This window comes from Bacillus sp. FSL R5-0431 (assembly GCF_038002985.1).
Lineage (GTDB): Bacteria > Bacillota > Bacilli > Bacillales > Bacillaceae > Bacillus.
This window is the reverse complement of sequence record NZ_JBBOOG010000001.1, coordinates 3503552-3528686: the sequence shown is the minus strand read 5'-3', so window position 1 is coordinate 3528686 and position 25135 is coordinate 3503552. Positions and strand designations below refer to the sequence as shown.

The following is a 25135-nucleotide window of genomic DNA, read 5'->3' as shown; positions in this document are numbered from 1 at the left end:
TGTGTGCGGTCTAGTTCAAGGTTACCCGTCACGTCTAACACCTACTTCATATGAAATTAGATCAACTACGGGCAGCTTGATAGACTACCCGCATTTGATGGTTATTTGGAGTGATTTGCTTTAATTTGAGAGTCGATTTGATTGACCGCATCATCAAATGCCTTTTTCACATCTGTACGACCAGTTGCAATGAGACCTAATGCACTATCAATCGGCTTCCACACTTCTGCCATTTCAGGATTGTTCGGTGTCAGCGTGGCATATTTCGTTTGTTTTGAAACAGCATCCGCATTAGCGTTTTCCGTAATGATTGGATCTTTCATCAGTTTTTTCACTGGTGGAATTTCCTCTGTCAATTCAAAGCGCTTCTTCGAATTTTTTTCGTTCGTGATAAACTCAACAAATTTCTCAGCAAGTTCTTTATTTTTAGAATAAGAGGAGACGTTGTAGCTCTTTACACCTAAGAATGAGCTCATATGTTTTCCGTTAGGGAGTGTTAGCAGCTCGGCCACGCCATAGTCAATACCCGCCTCTTTATATGGACCAAATGACCATGGACCAGAAATGACAGCTGCCGCCTTTTTCTCTGTGAATAAGGAGTTGAGGACATTGATTCCTTGTTCACCAATGATGCCTTTCGGGAAAAGCCCTTCGCTAAAGAATTTTTGAATGTATTCTCCGCCTTGGATGGCGCCATCGTTGTTCAGACCAATGTCATTAACATCATAAGAGCCATCGCTTTTCTGCTTGAAAATATAGCCCCCAGATCCGCCTAAAACACTTTGCGCATAGTAAATTTCATCCCATTTCGCAACAAAGCCGTACTTTCCGTCTTTTGTCAGCTTTTTCGATAGATCATACCAGCCATCAAGTGTCGTTGGTGCCTTTTTGACAAGGTCTTTATTATAGAAAAGCACCGTCGTTTCAACGGATTTAGGAAGACCATACAGCTTGCCGTCTACCGTTTGTGATTGAATCGATTCGTCTGTGAAGGAGTTAATCACTTTTTGATCTGGTTTGATTTCCTGTAATAGCCCCTCAGTGACAGCTGATCCAATTTGATCGTGAGGCATCGTGATGACGTCTGGACCTGTCCCAGCTGCGCCATCTAGACGTAGAGCTTCAATTTGGTCGGCATAAGCTTTTTCGACCACTTTGATTTTCACATCATTTTGTTTTTCGAATTCTTTTACAGCGTCTTGAATCCCATCAGACTTTTTGACATCCTCCCACACTAGCAAGGTCTTTGTACCTGTAGATGCCGGCTGTGTACCGCTTGAATTGTCATCTCCCGGTCCGCAAGCTGAAAGCAGAAGCACAGCAGTACCAACGACTGCTGATAATGTCGCCCATTTTCCCTTTTTCATTGGTAATCCCCTCTCGTTCTATTTTCACAGATGATAAGAAAACGCTTTCTTAATGTGAGAATATCAACTTAAGTAAAAAATGTAAACATATTTCATTAAATTTATTAAGTAAAATTTTTTACTCATATAGAGAGAAAAGAAGCCCTCCACATTGGACGGGGCTTCTAGTTGTTTATATCGTACTTTTTCGAAAGACAGGTTCTGAGGCAATCAGCACAGTTTTAGGTAATGTTCTGCCGTCCACAAGTCTTTCTAACAGTAAATCGACAGCTGTTTCACAAAGTAAAGACGTGTGGATATGATACGTGGTGAGCGGTGGTGACACATATTGAGACACATGAATATCGTTGATACTAAAGACGCTCACGCGGTTCGGCAGAGAAAATCCGCGCTCGTTTAATGCTTGTAAGCAGCCGATGGCAAGAGGATCACTAGCGACACAAAAAGCGGTGGGCAGGTCATCACCAAGCTCATCAATCGCCTTCATCATCAGCGAATACCCTTCATCTACTGAGAAATGATGACCGACATAGACCAATCGCTCATCAAGGACATTGTGAGCCATCAGATATTCACGGAAAGTCGTTTCGCGAATATCTGGAATATGCACATTCGTATTCAGGTCAAGGTCTGTGCCGCCAACGAATCCAATGGAAATGTGCTCTTTTTCAATAAAAGAATCGATGATCTTTTCAACAATTCGTTTCAGGTTTGGCTTTACAGAATCAAAACGGTCTTCATCCGGTGACGTATCAATAAAGACGATATGCTGAGTGATCGCATATAATTGATCAAGCTCTGACGTTTTAAATCGGCCGATGGCGATGATCCCTTCTGTAGAAGGATCAATGGAATGAAGCCCATCAGATGGATTGTAAGCGGTGACATTTAAACTCCGAGTATTGGTCAGTTCCTCAATGCCCAGACGAATGGATTTGAAATAAATATCTTCAAGCTCTTCCTTTTCGGTCATCCAATAGAGAAAGGCGATTTTTTTTAATGAATGTTTGAATGTTTTCTTTTGATAGGACAAAGCTTCTGCGGCGGCGTATACTTTTTCGCGTGTTTGATCCGTGACTGATAGGTTGGGATCTTGGTTCAGTACGCGAGATACAGTCGCAATGGATAATCCAGCTTTTTCAGCAATGTCCTTTATTTTAGCTGCCAAATCAGCACCTCCTATAGAAAATATCTCCTCCTAGTATAGAGTCTTTAAAAAAGTTAGTAAATATTTTTATTAAATTGTTTTCAGTAAGCGCTTCTTTACGCACTGGGAAGGAATTAGTAAGATATATATATGAAAGGTTTTGGATTAAGATTTCTGATAGGAGAGGGACCGATGTATTACGATGCACTGAAGACATTTGTGACAGTTGTGGAAGAGAAAAACTTTACAAAAGCAGCCCAAAAGCTGCGGATTTCTCAGCCGAGTGTCAGTCTTCATATTAAGAACTTGGAGCAGGAATTCCAGACCGTTCTGCTGAATCGTTCGCCAAAGCAATTAACGGTTACACCAACTGGGGATATGCTGTACCATCGATCAAAACAAATTATTCGTTTATATGAACAGGCGAAGCAGGATATTTATGAGCATCATCATCTGGCAAGAGGGAAGCTGACAATCGGGGCGAGTTTCACCATTGGAGAGTACGTGCTGCCGCAAATATTGGCAGAGTTTCATCAGCTCTATCCGCATGTTGATATTGAGGTGGTCATTGATAACACAGAGGCGATCGCCAGACATGTCCGCTTATTCCATGTCGACATCGGTTTAATCGAAGGACAGACCAATGACAAAGAACTAACTGTCGAAACTTTTCTAGAAGACGAGCTCTATATCGTGGCGCCATTGGATCACCCCTTTGCTAAGAAAAAGGATGTCACGATTGATCAACTGCAGAACGAAACATGGATCACGAGAGAAGAGGGATCAGGTACCGGAGAATACTTACAGCACGTCCTGAAATCAAATGGACTGAAAGCACGGACCTTTGTGACATTTAGCAGCAATCAAGCGATTAAAGAAGCTGTGATCCACGGAATGGGGCTTTCCGTTTTATCTAAATATGTCCTCCAGCGAGGCAGCATTGGCGGTGAATTGGCTGTCATTTCTGTGAGAGGAATGGATTTCAAACGAAAATTCTCCTATGTCGAGTCACCCATGACAGGGGGAAATAAAAATAAAGAATTGCTCGTTGAATTGTTAAGGAAAGAGAGAAAAGACGCTTCTCCTCAGTAGGAGAAACGTCTTTTTTTATAATCCTTTGATTTTGATTTCATCAACTGGAAGGAAGATTTCACCTGTATCTGTGTATTTCATGGTGACCTGATCGCCTTCTTTTAAATAAATGACAAGAGGTTCTTTTTCAGATGACATGGTGTAGCTTTTCCCATCGTCTAGCAGGAAGGTGACGGTTGTATAATCACCGGTCTTTTCTTTATAGACTCGTTTGACTTTTCCTGTAGCTTCTTTCTTTTCCTGCTTAGATGAACTGTTGACGGTGCCGCCGCCTTTTTGAAGAGCTGTCTTATAGGCTCTCAATGCTTCGTTTGGTGTTGAAGCGTACGCAGCGATTTCAGGATTGGCTGCAGAAACGATAAAGTAGTTTTGCAGGAATCCATTTGAATCGAGAACCGGTGTGAGCCAGCTGGCTTCTCCATAGAAATTATAGAGAATGGGCATGCGCCCTTTCCATTTCTTCTCGATGAATCGTTTTTCAATAATTTGCAGAGCACCTTGAGAATCCATGTAGGACTCTTCAAGATTACCGGTATAGTAAGTCGCTTTTCCTGTCCGGGCATTTGTCAGGGCATACCCAAGCATCGAATCAACGCCCTCTTTCGGACTTGTGAAATCTGTGAAGTAATACATATCTCCTTTTGAATCAAACACTGGACTTACATTGGCTTCTGTTCCTTCATCTGAAGGCAGCTTCACATCTGATTTTCCAAACATACTGTTCCAGAACCCGTGAATATAGTTTCCGAAATAACTGTTTTGCAGACTGACCGCTTCTGGTGAAACAGCACCATCAATAAAAGCAGGTACTTGATCTAGAGCATATTTCTTCGTTGCACCTGTTTTGGCATCAACAACGACTACGCCTGAAGCTTTAAAGCCGTTTCGGGCAGAGATAAAATCGCCATACGTGCGAATGTAATAAGGCTTACCATCATCATTGATTTCCAGCTGGGTGTCGCCGTAGAAAATCAAATCAGGGTACTGAAGCCGGATATGCCGCTCAATTTCTTTGTTGAAATAAGAGGAAGGCGTATAAACCATCTCTGTTTTTACAAACTTTGGATTAGCAGATGAGTCGGTCGCACTTAATGTAAAGTAACCCGGCGTACTGCCCGAACGAATCCATTTAAAGAAGTCCGAGAATTCCACTGGGGCGATGTACACATACTCACCGTTGACCTTCTGGATTTGCAGGCTGCCAAGCTCATAGTAGCTTGTGTTCGGAACCTGTCCAAACGATTTCTTCATTTTGTTCCGAGCGAATTGAGGCGGTACACTTGCAGGTGTTTCCGTCTCATCAAACGCTTTGATTTCCACTTTTTGTTCCATTTTGGAGACATCAAATTTCTCATTCGCATTGAATAGAAAAGCTGTCGCCATATAAACACCGAGCAGTAATAGAATAAGAAACAGCACGCCTTTGATCTTACGCTCCAATCCAACTGACAAAAAGGCGCCTGCTGCTGTCACAACAAGTCCAATCAACCATAGGGATGAAGGGTTACGATCTAAATTGGTGATGTAATAGAAAATAAAAATACCGACCATGAACAGCAAAGTAAGGCCTGCAATCCACACAAGCGGAACCTGCTGTTCTGTTCCTTTCTTTCTAACGAAAAATCTGAGCGGTGTGAGCAAAAGGGTCAAAATCAGACCGATCACAACCGAAAATAACAAAATATATCCCACAAACAGATCTCCTTTCAAATCAATCACTCTTTTAGTATATACGAGTGAGACGGGGAAAAGATTCATAAGAATCATACAGATAAGGTTTATAAAAAAATGAGTTTAAAAGACACTTATATATCGGAAGTTTAGATGAAGTTTTCCTTGCGCTATATGATTAAATTATAGTGAATATTTTGTTATGTCATTCAAATATATCATTTTCCTTTTCTAATTATTTTTACTTTAATTGTATCGTTATTCTCACCGTCTGTAACATTCCATATTATTCGAGAGGCTTCTTCAAGTGACAAAAGTGTATAAATTGGTTATAAAGGAGCCGATGCAGTATGGGGTCTTGTCATCCGTACTATTTTTGTAGACTAAAAAAGTTACAGTAAATAATAAAAAATTGTTATCGGAGTTAAAACAGATTGAAGGAGGGACTTGGAAAAAAGTATATAAAGATGGATATAAAGACGAAAAAAAGGTTTCTGTGCATTATTTTCAAAGTAAATCTGGTTTGGTGTATGATGTGAAAAGGTTGGAGTGTGAAATGATTGATGAATAAAATTGAACTCAAATATTCTTCATATGAAGATTTAGATAGGATCATTGTTATAAATATTATTGGTGTAATAATATCGCTAAAAGAAGGATTAATCACTATAGAAGCGGAAAAGCTTATGTTCAGTCCGCGAACTATCGATTTTTTAAAACAGAAAGGAATAAATGAAGAACTGATAAATATACTTCATTTGGGAACAGAACTTGAAGATGTAGAAAGTTTAATACCACATGAATTAAGTGATAGTTTAGAAGAAATAAGGGTAAAATGCTTAAAATTTCTAAAAAGAAATATAGAAAATGTAGTTGAAGATAATGTAATAGATTGCTGAGTTAAAGTGTGTAGTATAAAATTTGGAGGAAGCCAACTGATTTATTAATCAAAACGATGAATGCTTAGAAAAGAAGTCTGTGCAAACAGGCTTCTTTTTTATAAGATGGGAACATGAGGAAATGTATGCGTTCACATCAATAAGGGAGGAGTGAAGTCATTTGGCTTCTGTTAGTTTAAGTAGTATTGAAAAAATACGAGCAGCAAGCAGGGGATTGCCGCCAAAGCTGAAAGGAATTGCAGAACATATTACGAGTGAGCCCCGCGACATCATCCATTTGTCTATTGTAGAACTTGCGAAAAAGACAGCGAGCTCAGAGGCAACGATTTTTCGTCTTTGTAAAAGGCTTGGATTTGAGGGCTTTCAAGATTTGAAGATTGCTATTGCCCAGGAAATAGACCAAACAAAGCCTAATTATGTAGATGAAGAAATGAGTCTTGATGATGATACAGCGATTTTTATGCAAAAGGTTTTTCAGGCGAATATATCCGCTTTAAAGGATAGCTTTCAATTGTTGAATCCAGAGGATGTAGAAAAGGCCATACAAATCATACATGAAGCGAAACGCTTAGAGTTTTATGGGAGTGGTGGGTCTGGACTCATTGCAACAGACGCTTTTCATAAATTTATGAGGACAGGTATCAACTGTATTGTTCACACAGATTCTCACTTTCAAGCGATGTCTGCTGGTCTCCTTGACCAGCACAGTACAGTGATCGGTATATCTCATTCTGGACGTAATAAAGATTTACTCGATGCGATGAAAACAGCAAAGGGAAAAGGAGCCAAAACCATCGGCATTACAAGCTATCAGCGCTCTCCATTGAGTCAGCTTGCAGATGTCACGTTGTATACAGCGACGCAAGAAACGGCTTTTCGAACAGAAGCGATGTCTGCAAGACTTGCTCAGCTGACTGTCATTGACGTTCTATATTTTGCACTTGCTCACTTAAGGCAGCAGGAAACAATAACAAATTTAAAGCAAATGCGAGAAACCATATCACAAAAAAGGGTGTAATGATTCCAAAAATAAATTTTTCTGATGATGAAAAATGCTGCTATGGTAACGATTGTGAGCTTTTGGATGAAAATAATTTTCTTTTCGGTCGTTGAATGTCGAAAAAAATATTTTTATAATGGGATTTAACAGGTATATCAAAAACTACATATCTGATTTCAAATCAATGATTGGGCGTGATACAGATGAAGGGAAACCAGGCGGTAATTGGTTTGGATATTGGAACAACAAGTACAAAGGCGGTTCTGTTTGGACCACAGGGGAAAGTAATAACGAAGCATTCAGTACCTTATGATCTCATTCAGCCCCAGCCAGCATGGGTTGAGCAGGACCCTGAAAAGATATTAGAAGCCGTCATTGCGAGTGTAAGAGGTGCATTGACGACAGCAGCATTTGATGTAGCAAATCTCATTGGCATCGGGATTAGTACTGCGATGCATTCCTTAATTGTGATGGATGAGGATGGCAAGGCGTTAACGAACAGTATCATTTGGGCAGATAACAGAAGTGCAGAACAAGCGAAACGAATCTTATCAGATATGGATGGCTTCCACATTTATAAAAGGACAGGTACACCGATCCATCCAATGTCACCGCTTTCAAAAATACGTTGGATCAAGGAAATGACACCTGATCTCTTCAAGAAGGCAGCGAAATTTATTTCTATCAAAGAATATATTCTTTATCATTTCTTCGGTCAGTATGTCGTCGATTATTCAATCGCTTCAGCAACAGGTCTGTTCCATTTGGAAACGCTTCAATGGGATGAACAGGCGCTTCGTATTGCTGGAATTGAAGCCAGTCAACTGTCTGAACTTGTCCCAACGACGTATCAGCTGAGAGGACTTCAGCCTGAGATTGCACTGCGCATGGGCATTAAAGAAGATACACCATTTGTGATTGGTGCGAATGATGGCGTTCTAGCGAATTTAGGTGTTGGCGCGATTGGAAAAGGAGAGGTGGCTGTTACGATTGGGACAAGCGGTGCGGTCCGTACGGTTGTAGACAAACCAATCACAGATGAGCAATCAAGAACGTTCTGCTATGCGCTGACAGATAAACATTGGGTTGTGGGAGGACCGACCAATAATGGCGGAATCATGCTGAGATGGCTGAAGGATGAATTTGGATCTTCAGAGGTGGAGGTAGCAAAGCGCCTTGGTGTGGACCCTTACGATTTAATGATGGATATTGCGGAAAAGATTCCAGCAGGCTCAGAGGGACTGCTGTTTCTGCCATTTTTATCGGGTGAGCGTGCACCTTATTGGAATCCAAATGCGAGAGGCACCTTCTTTGGGATCGGTCTCCAGCATAAGCGGGAGCATTTTATTAGAGCTGTGTTAGAAGGCGTCATTATGAGTGTTTTCTCGATCGGTGTTGCTTTAAGAGATTTAACCGGTTCTGCAAAGGATGTCAGAGCTTCGGGCGGATTTGCACGATCTCCGCTGTGGCGGCAAATTTTAGCGGATACGATGGGCAGAGAAGTACTTGTTCCAGAAAGTTATGAAGCGTCAGCACTTGGGGCGGCTGTCCTCGCACTTCATAGTTTAGGTCATATGGAAGAGATAGAAGAGGTTCAAGAGTGGATTCGAATCTCTGCTCGTCATGAACCTAATATGAAGAACAATGAAACTTACATAGAGCTGTTTTATTTATATGAGCGTCTCTACGACAAACTGAAGGATGAATTTGATGTCATTAGTGCGCTGCAATTAAAACAAAATCGTTAAACATCAGGGAAAAGGTGGGAGAACATGCTTTTATTCATCGTGATTGCGGCGATTGTCCTTTTACTCATTCTCATTACAGTCGCTAAGCTGAATCCATTTGTGAGTTTAATTATTACTTCGATGCTAGTGGGCTTTGCTACTGGAATGGATTTGCAGGAAATCATTCAATCGATTAAAACGGGATTAGGCAATACGTTATCATTGCTGGCCATTGTTCTAGCGCTTGGTACAATGCTTGGGAAAATGATGGCTGAATCAGGGGGAGCAGAGCGGATAGCTCAAACTTTAATCGGCCGGTTTGGGACGAAAAATGTGCATTGGGCAATGATGTTTGTTGCCTTTATCGTGGGGATACCTGTCTTTTTCCAGGTCGGTTTCGTTCTTCTCATTCCTTTACTTTTTACAATTGCCATTGAAACAGGCATCTCACTCGTGACAATTGGGCTCTCGTTAATTGCTGGCTTGTCTGTCGTGCATGGACTAGTGCCGCCTCATCCAGCGGCAATGGCAGCCGTTGGCATCTATCATGCCAACGTGGGGAAAACCATTTTCTTTTCTATAATTGTCGGATTGCCGACAGCGATTATTGCTGGACCGCTGTATGGTAAGTGGATTGGAAAACGGATACATAAACCAGTTCCGGAGATGCTGAGGAAGCAATTCACTGAACGAAATGAAGATCGAAGGCTCCCCGGCTTTGCGAATACGATGTTTACCATATTGGTGCCGGTGATTCTGATGCTTCTTGCCACATTGGCGGACATTATCTTACCAGAGGACAATATGTGGTTCCAGGTATTCAAGTACATCGGGGATCCAATTACAGCACTGCTGATTGCAACGGTGTATTCTTTCTTCAGTCTTGGCTTTATGCAAGGAATGAGCCGTGACCGAGTGCTTTCATTTAGCAACGAGTGCTTAGGACCAATCGCTTCCATTTTGCTTGTCATTGGAGCAGGCGGGGCTTTCAATAATGTGCTCATTGATTCGGGCGTTGGTGATTATATTGCAGATGTAGCCAAACACTCGCCGATTTCACCGATTTTGCTAAGCTGGCTAATTGCTGCGGTGATTCGTGTAGCAACAGGATCTGCGACGGTCTCTATGATGACGGCAGCAGGTATTGTAGCCCCAATTGCTGCAACTATGCCGGATGTGAGCAGAGAGCTGCTTGTGTTAGCCACAGGAGCGGGTTCGTTAATTTTATCTCACGTCAATGACTCTGGTTTTTGGCTGATCAAGGAGTATTTTGGTATGACCATTAAAGAGACGTTTTTGACATGGACGGCTATGGAGACGATCATTTCCGTTAGTGCTATTGCATTTATTATGATCATTAATATGTTTATATAGCGAACAACAGCCTGGTTCTTTGGAATTGGGCTGTTTTTGCTTGTTGTGATACCACTTTCTTCAGATTGGGGTAAAATAATGATATTGAGATGTGGGAGGCGGACACGATCGAACCATTAAAACATGTGTACCATGAATTATTTATTCAAGAATTAGCGGAGAAACTTGTACAGGCTTCGACTGTATTTGATGCTGAGCAATTCCAGCGGCTCGTGCTTCAAGAGGATTGGCAGCAGCTTGAGTTAAAAGGACGGATGAGAAGAGTCACTGAATCGATGCATGCCTGTCTGCCTGAGGATTATAAGCAGGCAATTGAGGTACTGCGTCAGGCAGCCCCGCATTTTTCAGGGCTTAGTGCGCTCGTATTTCCAGACTATGTCGAGACATATGGCCTTGCACATTGGGATCTCTCGATCAAGGCGCTCGAATTCTTCACGCCTTTTTCCACTTCTGAATTTGCCGTTCGGCCATTTCTGATTCAAGATCAAGACAAAATGCTGGCGCAAATGCTCGTATGGTCTCAGGATCAAAATGAGCATATACGGAGGCTTGCTAGTGAAGGCTGCAGACCGCGTCTGCCATGGGGCTTATCTGTTCCTTCGCTTAAAAAAAATCCTTCGGTCACACTGCCGATTTTGGAAAATTTGAAGTCTGACTCGGCGCGGTATGTGCAAAAAAGTGTAGCGAACCATCTAAATGATATCTCAGCAATTCAGCCTGATCTGATGAAGCAGACAGTTCAAAACTGGTATGGAACTAACAAACATACGAACTGGATTGTCAAACATGCATCCCGTACTTTACTCAAAAAAGGAGATCCAGATATCATGGCTTTGTTTGGCTATGGAGACGATCCATCCGTTCAGGTAACGGATTTGAAGATAGTACAAGACCCTATTCGGATCGGTGAGAAAATGACTTTTCATTTTACACTTCAGGCCGATAAGCCGCTAAAGCTGCGTGTAGAGTATGCCATAGACTACGTCAAAGCTCGGGGGACCCGCAATCAGAAGGTATTTAAAATTACAGAGTTTGAAACAGGCTCAGCGTTACATAGAGAATTCGTCAGGTCACAGTCTTTTCAAAATATGACGACGAGAAAACATTATGAGGGAACCCATACTTTATCGATTATCATCAACGGTATCCCAAAAGCGTCGGTTGATTTTGAAGTGACAGAAGCCAGCAGTTCATGAAAAAAACCCGCCTCAATGGCGGGTTTTAGCGTTTAAGCCTTCTTTTTCATTAAGAATGAAGCAATGATGGCTGCGACTAAGAAACCGATGCTGATAATCGAGCTAGGCAAGTTTTCAGGTCTGAATAGAAACATCACAAAACTCACACTTAGTACAAGACCTGCAAATAAAGTCAAATACGGAAACAGCCACACCTTAAAATACGGCTCCTGTGGATATTTCGGGCGAAGTTTCAGATGTGCCATGCAAATGCTAATCCAAATGAGTGAAACAGCAAAACCAGGAATAGCCAGCATATAGCTGAAAATTTGCTCTGGATATAAGTAAGCAAAGAATGTTCCGATGAGAAGAAACAGAACGGTCACCCATAAACTCAAAATGGGTACGCCTCTTTTATTGACCTGTGCCAGCTTTTTCGGACCGCCATCTGATTTAGAAAGAGAATGCATCATTCTCGTCGTTCCATAAATGCCAGAATTGGCCGCAGATAAAACGGCTGTAATCAATACAAAATTAATGAAGTGAGAGGCGCCTTGCATACCGGCTGCTGAAAAGACTTGAACAAATGGGCTGTTATTTGGATCAATTTGATTCCAAGGAATGAGTCCGCAGATGATCAAAATCGGCAAAGTGTAAAATAAGATAATACGCCACATCATACTTTTAACAACACCAGGCAAGACCTTCTCGGCATCCTTTGTTTCTGTAATGGTCAGCCCGATCAATTCAGAGCCCCCGTAAGAGAAGATAACGACTAATAAAGATGCAAAGATCGCACCCCATCCGTTCGGGACGAAGTTTTGATAGTTGGTGAGTGCAGGTGTGCTTTGTTCGTTCGGAATGATCCCAAATAATAGGGCTGCACCAAGAATAATAAACACAATAATAACGAAAATCTTCATTCCAGCGAACCAAAACTCAATTTCACCAAAGTATTTTACATTATTTAAGTTAATTCCGATGACTAAGAGTGAGCAGAGTAAACATAGTGACCATAGCGGCACGTTCGGCATCCAGTATTGAAGCAAGCTGCCTGCCGCGATAATCTCAATGACACACACAGTGAGCCACATGAAACAGTAAACCCAGCCGACGACAAATGAAAAACGTTGACCAAGCGCAATCTGTATCAGGTCACGAAGGTTATTTCCCGGATAGACAATCGCCATTTCAGCTAAGGCTGCCATCACGATGAGCAATAATAATCCGGCAAATACATAGGAAAAGATGACCCCTGGACCTGCTAAACCGATTGTATCGGCACTTCCTTTAAAAATTCCTGTACCAATGACCCCGCCCAATGCAATCATGCGAATGTGACGCGGTGATAAAAGCTTTTTTAATTCTTGTTGTTCCTGATTCGCGCTCATGACGTTCTCCTTTTTTAAAAATGCTTATGTTCCATTTTCTTTTTTCGGGACGTCAGTGTCAATATAAAAAAAGAGATTTTTCAGACAAAAAAGGCGGTTGTTTCTTTCAAATGAGCCGTTTTTTTCCATAAATTCTTTCCATGACCCATCACCAAAATCTGAAACTTCGTGAAAAAATGAACATTTGCCTTAATTATGACATAAACAATTTTCAGTTTTTGTCGATATATCTTTTGTGATACTAAAGTCCTAATAAAGAATTGTTTATAACTGTAAAATATTTCAAAAATGTAGGAAGAAGTGAAAGGAGTTATGAAAGATGTTTATGAGAAAAGCGAATGATTCATCGTCGGGAACCCTTTTAAATGAAAGTAGTCAATTAGTAGAACGAATTGAGAAGGGAGACCTTTCAGCAAGAATAGATACTGCTGCATTCTCTTCAAGTCAAACGATTGAAGCAGTAGCCCAAATAAATGAAGCTTTGCAAAAGATGCAGGAAGTAAATGAAGATATTCAAATGCGGATGAATTTAGTGACAAAAGCCATTCAAGTTGGTTTATGGGATATGATCGTTGTCGCTGGAGATCCGGTCAATCCAAAAAATGAGTTCACATGGACGGATGATTTCCGCAAAATGATCGGCTTTCAAAATGAGCACGATTTTCCAAATGTTTTAGACAGCTGGGCATCTCGAATCCATCCGGATGAACAAGAATATACCTTAAATGCATTCTCTTCGCATTTATTGGATCATTCGGGACGTACACCATATGATATCGAATATCGCTTGAAGTTGAAAAACGGAGATTATCGCTGGTTCAAAGCAACTGGCACGACCATTCGTGATCGAAATGGCGTCCCTCTTCGTGTAGCGGGAGCTCTTTTTGATATTCATGATCAGAAATTGAAAGAAGAAGAGCTGCAAGCATTCGTGACGAGATATGACTTGATCAACCGTGCGCTTGTGGAAGCTCCTTGGGACATGGTCGTAGAGGCCGGCGATCCAGTCAATCCGAATAACGAGTTCTGGTGGTCCCCGCAGTTCAGAAAAACGCTTGGTTTTACGGATGAAAAGGATTTCCCGAACGTGTTAAGCAGCTGGAGCGATCGCCTGCATCCTGAGGATCAAGAAAAGGCTCTCCAAGCTTTTGCAGATCATTTAAATGATCACTCTGGACGCACACCATTTGACATTGATTACAGATTGCAGAGCAAAAATGGCGAGTATCGCTGGTATCATGCTGGTGGTGAAACCATTCGTGATGAAAAAGGTGTTCCTCTTCGTGTGGCTGGAACCATTCGTGACATCACGTTAGAAAAAAACAAAGAGAAAACAGCGAATGAAATGGCTTCACAAGTAGAACAGCTTTCAAGTTCGATCAGCGAGATGGTATCAGGCATCAGCTCTGTGACAAACCAAGCGCAAGAGCTTGCTGTCGCACAAGAGCAGTCAACATCTGCTGCCAATCTAGCAAAAAATAGTGCAGATGAGACGAAAAATATTTCTGACTTGATCAAAGAAGTAGCGAACCAAACGAACCTGCTTGGTTTAAATGCTGCGATCGAGGCAGCGAGAGCTGGTGAGCAAGGAAGAGGATTCTCAGTCGTTGCAGATGAAGTGCGTAAGCTGGCGCTTCATAGTGCCAATGCAACGGAGAATATCGAATCTAGTTTAACGGAAATGAAAACACAAATTGATGAAATTCTTGAAAATATCTCGAACATGACAGCTCTTACACAAACACAGGCTGCTTTAACAGAGCAAGTAAATGCTTCAGTCGATGAAGTGAACCACATGTCTCAGCGCCTTGTGGCCTATTCAAAGAGTATTTAATCATCAAGAACCGCCCTCTTTCATAGAAGGCGGTTTTTTTGATTAAAATTGATCTGCTGGGAAAACAATACCTGCATCTTTTCTTGCAGCTTCAAGGACTTTCATTACGGAGAGACTTTCATCAAGCCATGCATAGCACTGTTCATAATTTTTTGTTTCAATGATGTGCTGAAAAGCTTCTGTTTCATAAAACAGACGGTTTGAATTTGTTTGTGCATTGAGTGAGGTCACCTGATCATTCACATGAAGCAGCACTTCCTCGCAGCCATTCGCCCCATTTTTCACATGAATGAAGCCTTTTTCTCCTTGAATCAATGCAAAATTCATGCTGCTTGTATCCTTACTGCCGACACTTGTCGCAATGAAATCATTGTAGGTGAAAGTCAAAACACCAGATGTATCGATGCCATTTGGGTGACGGTTTGCCTGGTAGCGGACCTGTTCTGGTGATCCGAAGAGGTTCATGATGAAATGGACATTATAGATATTAATATCCATCAACGCTCCTCCGGAGAATTCAGGGTTAAAGACATTTGGCGTTTCGCCGGCTAGCAGCTGATTATATTTGCTTGAATATTGACTATAGTTGCATTGAACCAGTTTGATTTTACCTAATTGATGAAGGTGCTTTTTAATCAAATGATAGTTTGGCATATGAATGGTCGTAATGGCCTCAAATAAGAGAAGCTGCTTTTCCTTTGCGAGTGCGATTAAGGCTTCCAGCTCTTTGACATTAGAGGTGAAAGGCTTTTCGCAAATCACATGTTTTCCGTGTTCCAATGCAGCTGCGGCATGTTCGCTATGTAAACGATTCGGTGATGCAATATAAACGGCTTCAATGTTCGGATCTTCTAGCATAGCCGTTAAGTCCGTATAAGTTGTTTTCACACCAAATTGGTCTGCGAGCTTCTTTGCCGTTGCTTCCTTTCTTGAATAGACGGCATGACAAGAAGCGCCTTCAAGCTGTTCAATCGCTTGCAAGAAGCTTTCCACAATCACACCTGTTCCAATGGTTGCAATGTTCATTCTACTCAAAACCCCTTCCACTCGTTTGATATCAAGTAAAGCTGTCTCTAGTATAACTGATGTTTGAATTACACGTGCACTTGAGGCCTGGGCGGAGAGGGGTGCCAGTGGCAAACACCGGCACATTTTTGGCAGCCCTTACAATTAGCTGATGTCCGCTAATGTTTGTTTTGTTAACAATTGAATGGCAGCCTTCCTCTTCTTTAACTCTTGAATGGAGTGTTGAATATCCTCAACTTTTTGTTCGAGCAGCTGTTCAGCTTCTGTTTTTGATTGTTTTTCAAATAGTGATTTGATAATTTCGCGAATTTCTTTGAGTGAGAAATCTAGCTTTCTTGCTTCTGTGATAAAGGAAAGCATGAGTACATATTTTTTATCATATAAACGATAGCCGTTATGTGCTCTCTTTGGTTCGGGGAGCACACCCTCATTTTCGTAAAAACGAATGGTTTCAATATGCACACCAGACAGTTTTGACAATTTACCTCTAGTAAACGTAATCATTCCCTGCACCTCCTTTCTTTGCTATCCATCATACAATTAGATTTGCTAGTTTCAAAATGTTCAGTCGTGAACATTTGTTTTCATTTTCCCATTGGAAAAGGGCACAAACTCTGTTTAAAGCAGGATGAATAGAATACGATATAATAGAGTAGGCAGATGACAATTTTGTTACAGGTGAGAACAAGTAGACAGCGTGATGAAAAAACGATAGGCTAAAATAGGTAAATAGTAATGATATAACCTGTCATCATATAGATGATGGCTCAAAATAGTGACAGCACGTTTTTTGCTGAGAAAAGGGGACCAGTGAATGTATAAATTAGTTGCAATTGATATGGATGGTACGTTATTAAATGATCAACATATGGTGACAGCTGAGGTGTTTGAGGCCATTCAACAGGCGAAGGCAGAGGGAGTTAAGATTGTATTATGTACAGGACGACCTATTGGTGGAGTGAATCGCTATCTAGATGATCTTCAGCTCAATCAAGAAGGAGACTATGTGATTGCCTACAATGGGGCGCTTGTCCAAAACAGCCATACAAATGAAGTGGTGTCAGAACTGACATTATCCTATGATGATTTGACTTCTTTATATGAGCTGAGCCGTGAGCTCGATACACCGATGCATTATTTCGATTCCGCTCATTTGTACACACCGAATCGTGATATTAGTGAATACACAGTACTTGAATCTTATTTAACAAAGCTGCCGCTTAAATATTTACCTGTTGAAGAGGCAGATCCTTCAATGAGACTTCCGAAGATGATGTATATTGATCAGCCAGAACGGTTGGAAAAGACGATACAAGCCATTCCATCTGAAGTAAAAGACAAGTACATGATGGTGAAAAGCACAGATTTCTTCCTTGAAATCCTGCATCCTGAAGTCAGCAAAGGAAACGCCGTGAAGCTGCTGGCGAAAGAGCTGGGAATTGCTCGTGAAGAGGTCATGGCCATTGGTGACAATGGGAATGACGTATCGATGCTGGAATTTGCGGGCTGCGGCGTTGCCATGGGAAATGCCATTGATGATGTCAAAGCCGTAGCGGATGTTGTGACAAAATCTAATAATGAAGCCGGAGTAGCACATGTCCTGCATGAGTTAGTTTTAGGAAAATAAACAAAAAAGCGGTCTACCAGTGAGGTAGCCGCTTTTTTATATGTGAGAGAAAAAGTAAACAAGCATCCGTCTGCTGCTCAAATTTGTCTTTTGCAGCATCGCCTTCACATGATCATGGACGGTATGGGTTGAAATAAATAAAATACTGGCGATTTCCTTTGTAGACTGTCCCTTTAATAAGCAGTCGAGGACGTTTATCTCTCTTTCTGTCAGCCGGTACGTTTTTGCCGCATAAGGAAGAATATCATTTGTTTGGGCTCTCTTGATGTGAATCATGACAGCCTCTTCCTGCCCGGCTGCCCGCGCTAATCGAAATGCTTGAAGAGAGAGGAACAGCCCCGTAGGCATTCTCGTCATGCTTGCCGCTGTTTGGTCGATACCTCCGTATAAAAGTTTAGCCCCTAATGCTCTGAACGGGCGCGGCATGGTCGCCTTGTCATGGATTTGTTCAAAGGCTTGAAATGTATGAAGCCAATGAAGCCCTGTCTCATTTCCATAAAGAAGATTGTAATCGTGTGAGAGAATGAGGAAACCTTGCTGCTCCGCTGCGTCATCCTCTTCAGTATCTCTTTTCTTGAAAAGTTCATCTCTTAGCTTGGCTGCGAGTCTGGGCGTCTGCTCGATGACCGCTCGGATATCTTGTTCTTGAAAAGGTTCCTTGTCCTTTAGACGATATAGGCTGGCAATACCCCAGCATTCTCCTTGAATCACAAGGGCTGCCCGCAATTCATCAGACCATCCTTTAGGCAACAAAATGTCTCTGTAGCGATCACTGTTGAGATATTCCCCGCTTTGGACTAAGCTCGCAGCATGAATAGGGCCTTTGGCTAGAGACTCATGTTGATGCACGTCCTTTTTTAAGAACTCATTTTGAAACAGCTGATCATGAATTTCTTCAATCGGTTCATCTGTGAAGGAACCTGTCGAGAGGAGAGTGGCTGGATCAATGGTCGTGATACAGGCGGCATCAAAATCAAGGACGGCAGCAAGCTCGTTCCGAATGTGTTGTCTCAGCTGCTGAAAATGAGTGGCTGGATTGGTCACATGATCTCCTCCTCAAAAATCCCCACTTTTAGGGATCGTGTTTTTTGATGTCTCTTTTTACAATAAAGATGTCATACCGTTAGTGTACAGGAAACGATGTAAAGCGGAAAGGAACTGGAGGAGGAGGAGAAGGACATGAAAGGAAACCAGCATTGGCACGATCCCGTTGCTGAATCATACGCAGCCACGATTGCTCATAAAGTACCCGGCTATCAGCTATTGCATGAGTTGACAATAGACGTATTAGAAACTGAAGTAAAGGGAGCGGCTTCTCGCATTTTGACTGTTGGAGCGGGCGGGGGCGAAGAGATCATCAACATGCTTCAAAGAAAAGAAGACTGGCTCATCACAGGAATCGATCCGTCACCTTCTATGCTGGATATGGCGAAACAGCGAGTTGGACAGCTTCAGATGGAGGCGCGTGTTACATGGCATGAGACCGTATTAGATAAGGTTTCTGCTGAACCTGTTTACGATGCAGCGATGAGTTTGCTTGTGATTCATTTTATAGAAAAGCGCCAGCCCTTTTTAGAGGAGATTGCCCGCAGGCTTCAACCAGATGCACCGCTTGTGTTGGCATTTATACAGGGAGAGATGAAGTCCCATACATTTCAACAGGAGCTTTTCATGCTTTCTCTTTTCATGCAGCGGCAGGGTCTAGAAAAAGAAGTGTTTACATCCTTTAAAAACAGGCTGGGACACGCGACACACCCTGTTCCTGAGGAAGAGATAAGAGAGCATTTAATCAAAGCGGGATTTGAAGACATCAGACCTTATTTTCAGGCAGGAATGATCAAAGGGCTTGTTTGCAAGCGAGGTCGAAGAGAGGCGGATGAGAAATGAGATCACAGGTGATGGTGATTGGCGGCTATGGACATGTTGGACAGCAAATATGTCTACAGTTAAGCGAAGTGTATCCCGGGCAAATTGTTGCGGCAGGCAGAAGCTATGAGAAGGCAGAGAAATTTTCACGCCACACAAAAGGGAAGGTTCGTCCTTATCAACTAGATGTCAGTGAGCCGTTATTTTCGGACTGGATGGATAAAACAAAGCTGGTGATCATGTGCCTTGATCAAGAAGAACCGTCATTTGCTGAAGCAGTTCTGCGGTCAGGCATTGATTATATAGATATCTCCGCAAAGGGAACGTACATGGAACAGGTGGCAAAGCTGGATCAGCGGCACATCGGTGCAACGGCTTTGCTCAGTGTCGGGCTTGCGCCTGGCCTTACGAATTTATTGGCAGCGAAAGCAGCATCTATGCTCTCATCAGTGAATCAAATAGATATAGGGATTATGCTTGGGTTGGGTGATCAGCATGGAAAAGCCGCTATTGAATGGACGCTTGATCAAGTCCATACTGACTATGTGCTTACTAAGCATCATCAGCGTAAAAGAGTCAAAAGCTTTACTGGAGGTAAACGGATAGACTTTGGTGGAAGTCTTGGAAAGAGGCATGCCTATCAGTTCCCCTTCTCTGATCAGCAGACATTGCCTTCGACGCTCCGCGTGCCTTCTGTGACGACAAGGCTCTGTTTTGATTCCCGCGCGGCAACGCGTGCATTTGCCTTCACAAGGAGTCTCGGAATGACGTCCCTTCTCACTGTGCCGAAAATCAAGAAACGAGCCATTTCCATGATTCAATCTGCTCAAATGGGAACAGATCAATATGCAGTGAAAGTGGAGGCTACAGGAATGGATGGGAACAAGATTCATCAAGCAGCGCTTGGAATAAAAGGGCGCGATGAGTCTCAAGCAACAGCTCAAGTCGCCTCTGCTGCGGCATTGCATTTATTGAGCAGGCGGTTTCAGACAGGTGTTTTTCATATCGAAGAATTATTTTCATTAGCTTATGAGAATGGTGATTTTGCTTTGGTGGATCAAACAACGAAGGAAAAGCGGGTGTTAGCGGTTAGAGCCAGACTTTTGACGGAATAAAAGAAGACTAGCAGGATGCTAGTCTTTTTATGATGAAGATGACACAACTCCTTTTTTCTTGATGCTCGCTGTAATGAGATGTGTCAATGTGTCAGAGCCTTTTGTTGAAAGGTGAACACCATCCGGCTGAAAATAAGAGGGCTGTCCGGTAGCGGCTGAATGCCAATCGACAAGGGTCACATTGGAATGTTGATCGGCCACTCGCTGAATGACTGCATTCACATCATTTTCCCAAGACCTTGGGACTCTCGTGTTCACAAGGAAAATGTGCGCCTTTGAAAATTGCTGAATGAATGCTGTCAATGTGCCCTCAGTAAAATAGCCATTCGTGCCAAGTTCAATAATAACAGCGGCATCAGATTGATTAAATGAAGCATATTGAGGAGCGATGCTGACGGCTTCGTTCATTTGTCTGCCAACCTTTGCATCGATGGTGATTTGTGCATATGCCTTTTCAAGATTTGGCGCAATGTCCAGCATGACGGAATCACCAATAGCAAGAATTTGGTGAAACTGCTTCTGATCTGCTGCTTTCTTCTCGTGTTTTTCTTTCTTTTTATTAGCTTTTGGTTCCGCAGAGTCTCCTGCTTTTTTCGGTGCCGTCTTAATTTGTGTCACTTCCTTGGCATGTGGGGACGTATGGGACGAACTGGACATGCCAATGGTAAATAAGATCAAAAGAGCTGCTGCGATTCCAAGGAACACTTTATGAGACGTAGACCATTGTTTGAATCCCTTTTTCCAAATAGACCAAGAGGCAAAATATTGTCTGAAGCCAAGCCGGCGAATCGGCTGTTCGATGAAGCGGTAAGAGGCCTCTGCAATGAGTAAAATGGCCATGATCTGCAATGCGACACGCCCCATAGAAGGCTGTCCAATTTCAATGACAGGGGTGGTCAGCACGATGATGGGATAATGCCATAGATAAATACCATAAGAACGCTTTCCGAGCCAGACGAGCGGCTGATAGGAGAGCCATTTTCCCAAAAGACTTGCAGGGTGGCAGATGCACGCAATTAAAATCGCTGCATTTAGACAGAATAAAAGCATGCCGCCCTGATAGAGAAAGCCGTCAAATTCGTCCACTGCATAAACACACAAAAGAAAAACCGCAAACGAACCAAAAGCAGCGATATGTAAAATACGTCTGCCAACAGGAAGTAACTTTTTGCTGGACAGTCTTTGCATGGGCCATACAAATGCCAGGCTGCACCCAATCAGGAGCGCAAATGCACGAGTATCTGTTCCGTAATAAACTCTGCTTGGATCGGTATCTGGTGAATAAAGAATCGCCATCCATAAGGCGGAAACAAGTGCAAGGCCAAAGGTGATCATTGGCAAATGGGATCTATTTTTCACCCATTTTAGTCCTGCAATCAATAGAACCGGCCAAATGATATAAAATTGCTCTTCTATCGCCAAAGACCACAAATTTTTCAGTGGAGATACAGCGTTGAAGCTATCAAAATAAGACAGCTGATGGAAGATGTACCACCAGTTACTGACATAAAAAAAGGACGATAAGGCATCGCCACGAATGGACAATAGTGCATTCGAACCCGCAATCGCACACCAGCTGACGGTTAAAAAAATCATCACGTAAGCAGCTGGAAGAAGCCTTCTGATCCGGCCCATCCAAAATGGTAAAAGCTCTTGATAGCTCAGATCCTGCTTATGTAACAAGATCGTCGTAATCAAGTACCCAGAAATCACAAAAAACAAATCAACGCCAAGAAACCCGCCGCTCGCAGGTCCGATATGTAAGTGATAAGCAATGACTGCCAATACAGCAACAGCCCGTAGCCCATCTAATCCTAATATATAACGTAAACGATTTTCCTTGCTATTCATGAAAGTGAATCCCCCATTTATGTCAAAACGCTTCTTTTTTGTTGTCACTCCAAAAGAACAACGATTCTTTTATTTTATATAAGATTAGACGAATCAGCATCACATTTTGTTGGCGAATTTCTGTCTTTTTTTAAAATTTTTATATAAAGAAAGAATTGATGGTCTGGAAGGCTGTTTTATTTCTATACTCAAAACCAAAATCCCTGTCATAATAAAAGAAGAAGGAAAGGGGATGTGTGGAATGAGAACGATTGAAAATGGTCAGTTATTGATTCAGGTCAATGAGAGAGGTGCTGAGGTCAGAGAGGTGCTTCACAAGGAAAGCGGACGTCACTATATGTGGTCTGGCGATCCTGCTTATTGGGGCAGGGTGTCGCCAGTCTTATTTCCAATTGTCGGACGATTAAAGAATGACCAATACAAGATAGGTGATCAAACCTATGAGCTCGCGCAGCATGGATTCTTGCGGGATGTTGATTTTGATTTATATGAAGAAACGAAACATACGGTGACCTTTCAATATGAATCAAAAGGCCGCCACATCGAGCAGTATCCTTATGAATTTACCGCCCGTATTCGATACGAGCTGTCGGAAAATGGTCTGACGATTTCCTGGGAAATTGATCATGACGGAGATGACACGATGTATTTCTCCATTGGAGGGCACCCCGCATTTCATGTCCCGCTTGTTGAAGGTGAGCGCACAGCAGATTACTACCTGACATTGACCCCTTCCACTGAGTATCTTCCTGTCCAATATGAACTAAAAAATTCACTTGTCAGGGAGAAAGAAAAAGGCATTCAACTTGAACCGATTCAGCTTCGACCAGAGCTTTTTCAGCATGATGCGATGATCTATAGTCATATCAATCGAGTGTCATTGATTTCTCAGGCAGGTCACGGGGTTGAGGTTGATCTCACTGGTTTTCCGTTTGTTGGTATTTGGTCACCTTATAATAAAGAAAAAGGCACAATGGCTCCATTTGTATGTATTGAGCCTTGGTACGGTATTGCCGATGTTGAAGGGGCGAATGGGCAGTACAAGGAAAAGTTCGGTATTCAAACTTTAGAGAAGAATGAAACCTTCCAAGCCGCCTATACGATTTTCTTCAAATGAACATTTGTGCATGATAAGATGAACATTTTGTTATGATAGAAGAAAAAAGGAGGCGTACGAATGGATCGGGAGAAACAACAACTGAGTATTGAAGCGGCAAGGCTTTATTATTTATCGGATTACAGCCAGCAGGAAATTGCCAAACAACTCGACCTGTCGAGACCAACTGTGTCTCGGCTGCTTCAATATGCGAAGGAGAAGGGGTACGTCCAGATAACGGTAATGGACCCATTTGAAGACTTAAATGAGCTATCTTCATTGCTCAAGGAAAAATATGACCTGCTCGAAGCTCATGTGGTGTTTTCGCCCAAAGATGATTATCCAACGATTACCGAATACTTGAGCCAATTTGGTGCCGAGTACTTGCAAGACACAGTGAAAGACGGTGATATCGTTGGTGTGAGCTGGGGAACCACCATGTATCAAATTGCCCAAAAGATGCAACCTAAACAGGTCAAAGGTGTGGAGGTTGTCCAGCTGAAGGGTGGGATCAGCCACTCCCATGTGAATACATATTCTGCGGAAACCATCCAGCTGTTTGCTGAGGCCTTTCAAACAGCACCGCGCTATTTGCCGCTTCCTGTCGTATTTGACAGTGCTGCCGTCAAGGAGATGGTTGAGCAGGACAGACATATTCAGCGCATCATTGAAATGGGGAAACAGGCGAATATTGCTGTGTTTACTGTTGGAACGGTAAGAGATGAAGCACTTTTGTTTAGACTTGGTTATTTCCGTGAAGAAGAAAAAGCGCTGCTCAAAGCATCCAGCGTCGGAGACATCTGTTCGCGCTTTTATGATCAGGAAGGGCGCATTTGCAGTGAAGCGATTAACAACCGCACTATTGGTGTGGAGCTTGATGATTTAAGGACAAAAGAACGCTCCATTCTTGTTGCTGGTGGACATCGCAAGGTTGCTTCTATCCACGGGGCACTAAGAGGAAAATATGCGAACGTATTGATTATTGATCAGCATACAGCAAAGGCTCTTTTAAATGTCACAAAATAGATGAACAAAATTTCATAACTATGTTTACAAATGTTCATTGGTCATATATGATGAAAGTATCATAATTAAAAGGAAGTGTAAGCATGACGATAGCAAAGCTCATTGATCATACAGCACTAAAACCAGATACATCTAGAGCTGCCATTATGCAGTTACTTGAAGAAGCAAAAACTCATCAATTTGCATCCGTATGTGTGAATCCAACTTGGGTATCTCTTGCAGCAAAGGAACTAGCAGGAACAGGCGTTGATGTATGTACAGTCATCGGTTTCCCGTTAGGTGCAAACACAACAGCAGTGAAAGCATTCGAAACAAATGATGCAATTGAAAACGGTGCAACTGAAGTGGACATGGTCATCAATATCGCGGCATTGAAAGACGGCGAATATGCTGCAGTTGAACAAGATATTCGTGCAGTTGTAGACGCAGCAAAAGGCAAAGCCTTAGTGAAAGTCATCATTGAAACTTGTTTATTAACAGATGAAGAGAAAGTCAAAGCTTGTGAGCTTTCAGTAAAAGCTGGCGCTGATTTTGTGAAAACTTCGACTGGATTTAGTACAGGCGGTGCAACAGTTGAGGATATCGCATTAATGCGTAAAACAGTTGGACCTGACATTGGTGTAAAAGCATCAGGCGGCGTGAGAACAAAAGAAGACGTTGAAGCCATGACAGCTGCAGGCGCTACCCGTATTGGTGCGAGTGCAGGCGTTTCCATTATCAAAGGGGATCAATCAACTCCTTCGAAAGACTATTAATTCATACGATCCTATGGTAGGATAACATTCGTGACTCATAAATGATGAAAAAGTCATAAGCGGAAGGATCTCGCTTCTGGGAATTTCTTCCGCTCT

Annotated in this window: 21 protein-coding genes; 13 read left to right on the top strand and 8 right to left on the bottom strand. The window is 42.4% G+C overall.

Annotation, left to right across the window (positions count from 1 at the left end; translation table 11 throughout):
• Window positions 1–101 precede the first annotated feature (101 nt).
• On the bottom strand, window positions 102–1367 hold the full coding sequence (locus tag MKZ03_RS18175; protein ID WP_340974122.1) for an extracellular solute-binding protein: 1266 nt from the start codon (window positions 1365–1367) through the stop codon (window positions 102–104).
• Window positions 1368–1539: 172 nt separating this feature from the next.
• Window positions 1540–2535, bottom strand: a complete 996-nt coding sequence (locus MKZ03_RS18170; RefSeq protein ID WP_341032548.1) for a LacI family DNA-binding transcriptional regulator — start codon at window positions 2533–2535, stop codon at window positions 1540–1542.
• Between the two features lie 171 nt (window positions 2536–2706).
• Here MKZ03_RS18170 and MKZ03_RS18165 point away from each other — a divergent pair, with 171 nt between their 5' ends.
• Entirely contained in the window at window positions 2707–3606 is a 900-nt protein-coding gene (locus MKZ03_RS18165; RefSeq protein ID WP_034660520.1) for a LysR family transcriptional regulator, read from the top strand.
• A gap of 15 nt (window positions 3607–3621) precedes the next feature.
• On the opposite strand, the gene MKZ03_RS18160 is transcribed toward MKZ03_RS18165, so the two are convergent.
• On the bottom strand, window positions 3622–5298 hold the full coding sequence (locus MKZ03_RS18160; protein ID WP_341032547.1) for a hypothetical protein: 1677 nt from the start codon (window positions 5296–5298) through the stop codon (window positions 3622–3624).
• Window positions 5299–5840: 542 nt separating this feature from the next.
• Here MKZ03_RS18160 and MKZ03_RS18155 point away from each other — a divergent pair.
• From MKZ03_RS18155 to MKZ03_RS18135, 5 genes are all read left to right on the top strand, one after another.
• The gene (locus MKZ03_RS18155) at window positions 5841–6176 is read left to right on the top strand and encodes a DUF3969 family protein (protein ID WP_341032546.1); all 336 of its coding nucleotides are present in this window, start codon (window positions 5841–5843) and stop codon (window positions 6174–6176) included.
• Window positions 6177–6336: 160 nt separating this feature from the next.
• Window positions 6337–7194 (top strand): MurR/RpiR family transcriptional regulator, encoded by an 858-nt coding sequence (locus tag MKZ03_RS18150; protein ID WP_060597627.1) that lies wholly within the window; start codon window positions 6337–6339, stop codon window positions 7192–7194.
• Between the two features lie 185 nt (window positions 7195–7379).
• A complete protein-coding gene (gntK, locus tag MKZ03_RS18145; protein ID WP_034660516.1) occupies window positions 7380–8924 on the top strand; it encodes a gluconokinase in 1545 nt (514 codons plus the stop codon).
• 24 nt (window positions 8925–8948) lie between these two features.
• Window positions 8949–10277, top strand: a complete 1329-nt coding sequence (locus MKZ03_RS18140) for a GntP family permease (RefSeq protein ID WP_113767919.1) — start codon at window positions 8949–8951, stop codon at window positions 10275–10277.
• Between the two features lie 89 nt (window positions 10278–10366).
• The gene (locus MKZ03_RS18135; protein ID WP_034660514.1) at window positions 10367–11473 is read left to right on the top strand and encodes a DNA alkylation repair protein; all 1107 of its coding nucleotides are present in this window, start codon (window positions 10367–10369) and stop codon (window positions 11471–11473) included.
• Between the two features lie 32 nt (window positions 11474–11505).
• Here the strand turns inward: MKZ03_RS18135 and MKZ03_RS18130 are convergent, their stop codons facing one another.
• Entirely contained in the window at window positions 11506–12843 is a 1338-nt protein-coding gene (locus MKZ03_RS18130) for an amino acid permease (RefSeq protein WP_034660513.1), read from the bottom strand.
• A gap of 319 nt (window positions 12844–13162) precedes the next feature.
• On the opposite strand from MKZ03_RS18130, the gene MKZ03_RS18125 reads away from it, so the two are divergent.
• Window positions 13163–14677: a methyl-accepting chemotaxis protein gene (locus MKZ03_RS18125; protein WP_095285597.1), complete on the top strand. Its 1515-nt coding sequence runs from the start codon at window positions 13163–13165 to the stop codon at window positions 14675–14677.
• A gap of 42 nt (window positions 14678–14719) precedes the next feature.
• Here the strand turns inward: MKZ03_RS18125 and MKZ03_RS18120 are convergent, their stop codons facing one another.
• Window positions 14720–15703, bottom strand: a complete 984-nt coding sequence (locus MKZ03_RS18120; RefSeq protein WP_341032545.1) for a Gfo/Idh/MocA family protein — start codon at window positions 15701–15703, stop codon at window positions 14720–14722.
• Between the two features lie 144 nt (window positions 15704–15847).
• Window positions 15848–16207 (bottom strand): MerR family transcriptional regulator, encoded by a 360-nt coding sequence (locus tag MKZ03_RS18115; RefSeq protein WP_034660511.1) that lies wholly within the window; start codon window positions 16205–16207, stop codon window positions 15848–15850.
• A gap of 310 nt (window positions 16208–16517) precedes the next feature.
• Here MKZ03_RS18115 and yidA point away from each other — a divergent pair, with 310 nt between their 5' ends.
• Window positions 16518–17330, top strand: a complete 813-nt coding sequence (gene yidA / locus MKZ03_RS18110) for a sugar-phosphatase (protein ID WP_034660510.1) — start codon at window positions 16518–16520, stop codon at window positions 17328–17330.
• 36 nt (window positions 17331–17366) lie between these two features.
• On the opposite strand, the gene MKZ03_RS18105 is transcribed toward yidA, so the two are convergent.
• Window positions 17367–18374 (bottom strand): helix-turn-helix transcriptional regulator, encoded by a 1008-nt coding sequence (locus MKZ03_RS18105; RefSeq protein WP_334750596.1) that lies wholly within the window; start codon window positions 18372–18374, stop codon window positions 17367–17369.
• Between the two features lie 135 nt (window positions 18375–18509).
• On the opposite strand from MKZ03_RS18105, the gene MKZ03_RS18100 reads away from it, so the two are divergent.
• Both MKZ03_RS18100 and MKZ03_RS18095 read left to right on the top strand, forming a co-directional pair.
• Window positions 18510–19217: a class I SAM-dependent methyltransferase gene (locus MKZ03_RS18100; RefSeq protein WP_034660508.1), complete on the top strand. Its 708-nt coding sequence runs from the start codon at window positions 18510–18512 to the stop codon at window positions 19215–19217.
• The gene (locus MKZ03_RS18095) at window positions 19214–20311 is read left to right on the top strand and encodes a saccharopine dehydrogenase family protein (protein WP_307500528.1); all 1098 of its coding nucleotides are present in this window, start codon (window positions 19214–19216) and stop codon (window positions 20309–20311) included. The genes MKZ03_RS18100 and MKZ03_RS18095 overlap by 4 nt, the downstream gene beginning before the upstream one ends.
• 27 nt (window positions 20312–20338) lie before the next feature.
• Here MKZ03_RS18095 and MKZ03_RS18090 read toward each other — a convergent pair whose 3' ends face one another.
• Entirely contained in the window at window positions 20339–22162 is a 1824-nt protein-coding gene (locus MKZ03_RS18090) for an acyltransferase family protein (protein ID WP_341032544.1), read from the bottom strand.
• Window positions 22163–22403: 241 nt separating this feature from the next.
• Here MKZ03_RS18090 and MKZ03_RS18085 point away from each other — a divergent pair, with 241 nt between their 5' ends.
• The 3 genes from MKZ03_RS18085 (at window position 22404) to deoC (ending at window position 25039) form a co-directional block, all read left to right on the top strand.
• Window positions 22404–23279, top strand: a complete 876-nt coding sequence (locus MKZ03_RS18085; protein ID WP_307500526.1) for an aldose 1-epimerase family protein — start codon at window positions 22404–22406, stop codon at window positions 23277–23279.
• Between the two features lie 60 nt (window positions 23280–23339).
• Window positions 23340–24284, top strand: a complete 945-nt coding sequence (locus tag MKZ03_RS18080) for a sugar-binding transcriptional regulator (protein WP_034660503.1) — start codon at window positions 23340–23342, stop codon at window positions 24282–24284.
• Between the two features lie 83 nt (window positions 24285–24367).
• Window positions 24368–25039, top strand: a complete 672-nt coding sequence (deoC, locus tag MKZ03_RS18075) for a deoxyribose-phosphate aldolase (protein ID WP_341032543.1) — start codon at window positions 24368–24370, stop codon at window positions 25037–25039.
• Window positions 25040–25135 lie beyond the last annotated feature (96 nt).